The 3,570-nt window shown below is 69.8% G+C and carries 5 protein-coding genes; all 5 read left to right on the forward strand.

The features are described 5' to 3' along the window. Positions 1–139: 139 nt before the first annotated feature. The 5 genes from IE252_RS42665 to IE252_RS42685 all read left to right on the forward strand — a co-directional run bounded on the left by IE252_RS42665 (position 140) and on the right by IE252_RS42685 (position 1,882). A complete protein-coding gene (locus IE252_RS42665; RefSeq protein ID WP_190094905.1) occupies positions 140–334 on the forward strand; it encodes a hypothetical protein in 195 nt (64 codons plus the stop codon). A gap of 101 nt (positions 335–435) precedes the next feature. Further along, complete coding sequence (locus IE252_RS42670) at positions 436–705, forward strand: hypothetical protein (protein WP_190094906.1); 270 nt, start codon at positions 436–438, stop codon at positions 703–705. Then, complete coding sequence (locus IE252_RS42675; protein WP_190094907.1) at positions 705–938, forward strand: hypothetical protein; 234 nt, start codon at positions 705–707, stop codon at positions 936–938. The genes IE252_RS42670 and IE252_RS42675 overlap by 1 nt, the downstream gene beginning before the upstream one ends. Before the next feature lie 209 nt (positions 939–1,147). Beyond that, entirely contained in the window at positions 1,148–1,435 is a 288-nt protein-coding gene (locus IE252_RS42680; RefSeq protein WP_229849171.1) for a hypothetical protein, read from the forward strand. A gap of 273 nt (positions 1,436–1,708) precedes the next feature. After that, positions 1,709–1,882 carry a hypothetical protein gene (locus IE252_RS42685; RefSeq protein ID WP_190094908.1) on the forward strand — a complete coding sequence of 58 codons (174 nt, stop codon included), beginning with the start codon at positions 1,709–1,711 and terminating at the stop codon, positions 1,880–1,882. The last annotated feature ends 1,688 nt before the right edge of the window (positions 1,883–3,570 follow it).

Below are 3,570 nucleotides of genomic sequence, written 5' to 3' on the forward strand. Positions count from 1 at the left end.
CCGGAGGTGGTGGTAGGCGATCCCGGATGGTTCCCGTTTCCTCTTGCCGGGCTCCTGGTCAGCCCCCGGTGCGCCCGTCGCAGCGCGGAGACCCCCGTCGACGCCGACGAGCAACAACCGCAACCGGCACGGCCTGGACGTGGCCGACGCGTACGCGAAGACCGGTGACTACGCCGCCGCGTTCGCGAAGCTGGAGCAGATCCGTAGCGACAGTCCCGAGTGGCTGCCGAACCAGCGCTACGCCCGGGACGTTTTGCTTCGGGTGATCAGTGGGCGCAGGACGTTGACGGCGGAGATGCGGACGATGGCCGACGTGGTGGGCCTGCCGATGTAGGGCGTGTGGCACTTCCCGTGGACGGCTACGCGAAGTGCCACAGACAGCCGGGCGGTGCGTCCCCAAGGTGGGTGCCATAGACCACACGAGGGGAGCCGACGATGGCTCACAGAACGGACGCAGAGCGCCAGCGCAGGCAGAATCTCGCCAACGCTTCGGCGGGGATCTGGACCCCTACCACGGGCACGTACGCGGTGGACACGACGAGCGGCCGGATCGGTGAAGTACGCAAACTGTTCGACGGGTCCGCGTACCTCGTGCCGCCGGGCGGTGGCGCCGAATGGGCTGTTCCCCCGGACCGGCTCCGCCAGCCGACTGACGCCGAGGAGTGGCAGGCGCGCATCTGGACCAGCCCGGCCAGGTTGACCTGATGTGGGCTGTCGTACCCGGACCCGTCGGCCCGTCGTGGATTCCCGCCCCCGGCACGCTGGTCAAGGACACGGCGCGCGGGCAGCTCGGGGAAACCGTCGCGTGGGACGCCGATACGCGCACGGTCACCCTGGCACCGCTCACGGGCGGGCAGACGTGGCAGACCGCGGTGTTCCGCCCGCCGAACGAGCTGGACCAGTTGCGCGCCCGGATCGTGAAAGCGGGCCGGCAGTGAGCGCCCCCGCACGGGTCCCGCGCCCGTTACCGGCCCCGGGGCCGGTGAGCCTCATCGACGACCCTGACGGCCCGTACGCGGACTCTCCCAAGGGCTTGCTGGACGCAGTACGGCGGAGCGCTTCACCGGCGCTCCGGCGTCGTCTATATCCCGCACGGCCCGCTCGCACGCGACCTGCCCCGCCGCGCCTACCCCGAGGCCGGCGGATCATGAGAACCCGCAACCCCAAGGCAGCACCACCCCGCAGCGTCAAACACCCTGTCGCCTTCCCGAGCCCGGACGACATCACCACGGGCACGGTCCTGTTCGACCGGGACTACGAGATGCCCGGCACCGTACGCGGGACAGACGGGCCCATGGTCGAGATGGAACGCCCCACGGGCCTCATCTGGCGCGCCAACTACCGGCGGCTGCGCCCGGCTACCGATTGGGAACACAGGCAGCTCGTCGCAGTCGGCAAGCTCCACGCCGTACGCCAGCGCGGGCGCCGCTTCTGAATACTCCCGGCCCCCGGTGAGACCAACTGTCACGAGTGGTCCCGTCCCGGCCGGGGGTCCGGGGCAAGCCCCCGTCCGGTCGCACGCCCCGTGAAGCGGAGACGGCCGGGCGGGGTCCCACGAGCCATCCCGACTCGCTACAACTGAAGGAGGGTCCGCCATGGGCGGCAAGGACGAGATCAATGGATACGACGTGTACGAGCAAGAGATCATCACCCCCGCCGAGCCCGAGCCCGAGCCGGACGACTCGGACGACGACAACGGGTAAGGACCATGGGTAAGAAACCGTGGGAAGGCGTCGGCGCGTTCATCAAGCGCGACTTGCCCGAGCACTCCGAACTGTCGTGGCTGTGCCAGGTCCACAAAGACCCTCAGGCCATGCGGCTCGTACTGCGCCGCAAGTACGTGTGCACCCTGTGCACCCGTGACGCAGCCCACCCCGCCTGACCCCCACTGCCCACTGAGGCACAAAAAAGCGGCGCTGCCCACCCCAAAGATTCCCGGGGCGAGCAGCGCCGCTTTTCACCACACGCGCCTGCGGGCGCCGACCGGACTTCAGGCAGAGAAGCCCACAACGGCCGAGCACGCCGCGCGGTACGCCGATTCGACCGCGCCCGAGGTGATCGCGCGCGGTCTGCTCGAAGCCATCGCGGCCTGCGCCGCCGACGGCGGAAGCTGGCTCCTCAGCTTCGAAGACCGCCACGACCACACCGAAGCAGCCTGGATGCGCGCCGAGTTGGGCCGCGGCGGGCTCCCGCCCCTGCGGCGCCAGTACGCCCCAGCGCCGGCCGACCCCAGCGAGGGCGCACCCGGCCTCGGTACCGAGGCGGTGCGGTCGCGGTCCCTTGCGGAGAGGGAGCGCGAACGGCTGCTGAAGGGAGCGCCGGCGCACTGGCTCGTGCCGGGACGGGACTCGGCCACGCCGGGCCCAGACACGGCACGGCAAAGACCGCGAGCGACGACCACGACCAGGAGCACGCCGACGACGACGGCGGCGAGCAGCTGCGCGTCGAGGGCGCCGAAACCGGCCGCGTCGGCCGCATCTACGACGCCCGCAAGGAAGCCGAGCACTGGCGCTACACCGGACGCCGACGGGTTTGTACCCGCCAACGGGCGAACACCCTTGGGGCCATGCCCGGGGCCGGTAGAGGCTGGATGCAGGGGGGTCTCCTAGTGTCCGCCCGCCGCTGGACAGCAAGCGGCGGGCGGACACCGCGCGGGAACGCCGCAGACCGGGGCCCGGACGCGCCCCTCGATCCCCCAGAGCGCCGATCCGGCCCCGCGCTCAAGAGTCGTTGTCCGCGGACAAGCCCTCTTGTCCACCCGCAGGTGGGTGCTGACCTGCGTCGTTGCCGTATGGGTAGTGCGGACAACGGTGCCTTTGGCGATGTTGGTCGTCAGTCGGAAGCAGCTGTGAGCGTGACGGCGGAACTCTGCCGAGCAGCATTCGACCAACGGGACAAGCGACACAGCTGACTCCCCTGTGTGAACTAGAACTAGGAGGTTGTCAATGAGGAAGACTTTGGCCACACTCGCCGCGACCGGGGTACTGACCCTGACTGCTATGACCGGTAGCGCGGTTACTGCCAGCGCGGCGACCCCGGCCGCCCGGGCCTCGGCGAGCACGTCGGTTGATTCGGTCGCGTCCGTTCACGTCGTGGGCCCCGCGTTCCGCACCTCCCTGGCGTGTGAGTCGTGGGTGTTGAGCCAGGGCAAGTTGGGCGTCTACGACTGCGAAGGCTGGGGAGGTGTCTGGCACGCCTACGCTCCCTGACAACAAAGCGCCCGCATGGTCGGTTCCGATCAGTAGGTGAGCACGTCGCCGGATAGCCCGGCATGGGCGGGCCCGTCGCAAGACGGGCCCGCCCGCGGCGTCAGGTGGGCGGCAGAAGAGCGGATAGATCACCAGCGTGACCCGCGCCCATGGCGTCTCCTGGACCGAAGCCGGCCGCGCACGACTTGTACCCGCGAACGCCTCGGGGGCCACGCACGGGGCCGGTAGAGGCTGGAGCAGGGGGTCTCCTAATGTCCGTGTCGCGGGTTCCTGAAGACTGACCCCCAGGAGGTCTTCCGAAAATTGACCCCCCTTGATGATCATGGAGGGTGCTAAAGGTGGAGGACTGGGCCGAGATACG

This window comes from Streptomyces melanogenes, from assembly GCF_014649795.1.
Taxonomy (GTDB): domain Bacteria; phylum Actinomycetota; class Actinomycetes; order Streptomycetales; family Streptomycetaceae; genus Streptomyces; species Streptomyces noboritoensis.